We start from the raw sequence: 700 nt of genomic DNA on the forward strand, positions 1-700 counted from the left end.
CCCCATATCTTACTTTTATTTTAATCTTTATTCGGAACTTTCTCAATTTATCTTGTACTATTTTTATTCTAGCACCACTAAAAAACTAGTTGAATATAAATTTAATAAATAGGTGGAAATATTTATGGAGTTATTTGACTTATTTAAAAAGAATGTTAGTACAGGAGGATAAATTGGAAAAATTTATAGATAGATTAAGTTCATATAATTTACTTAATAATATGTTACCAGGAGCAGTATTTTGTTATTTGCTTAATACACTTATGAATATTAATGTTTTACATGATGGCATCATTCAAAATTTGTTCATATATTATTTCCTTGGAATGATTATTGGTAGAATAGGTTCAATTATTGTTGAATCTATTTGTAAAAAAATTAGATTAGTTGAATTTGCTACATATAAGGAATTTGTAAAGGCAAGTTTGAAAGATGATAAAATTAACATATTATCAGAAACAAATAATACATATAGGACTATGTTATCAATGTTTTTGATACTTTTATTAATAAAGGTATATTTGGTTATTATATCTAAAGTTATTTGGCTGAAAAATTGTACACCATCTTTTGTTATAATTTGTTTAGTTATGCTATTTGCATTTTCTTATAGAAAACAAACTGATTACTCTTAAGCCCCTAAATAGGTTTGGACAATTACATCTGTATTTATTATAATGTAGAAAGTGATTGGAGGTAA

1 protein-coding gene is annotated in these 700 nt (G+C 23.9%); it reads left to right on the plus strand.

The window, feature by feature from the left end; all coding sequences use genetic code 11:
- Positions 1-173 precede the first annotated feature (173 nt).
- Positions 174-635: a hypothetical protein gene (locus ACJDU8_RS25585; RefSeq protein WP_406795007.1), complete on the plus strand. Its 462-nt coding sequence runs from the start codon at positions 174-176 to the stop codon at positions 633-635.
- The last annotated feature ends 65 nt before the right edge of the window (positions 636-700 follow it).

The organism is Candidatus Clostridium eludens, assembly GCF_045310515.1.
In the GTDB taxonomy this organism is placed as follows: Bacteria; Bacillota; Clostridia; order Clostridiales; family Clostridiaceae; genus Clostridium_B; species Clostridium_B eludens.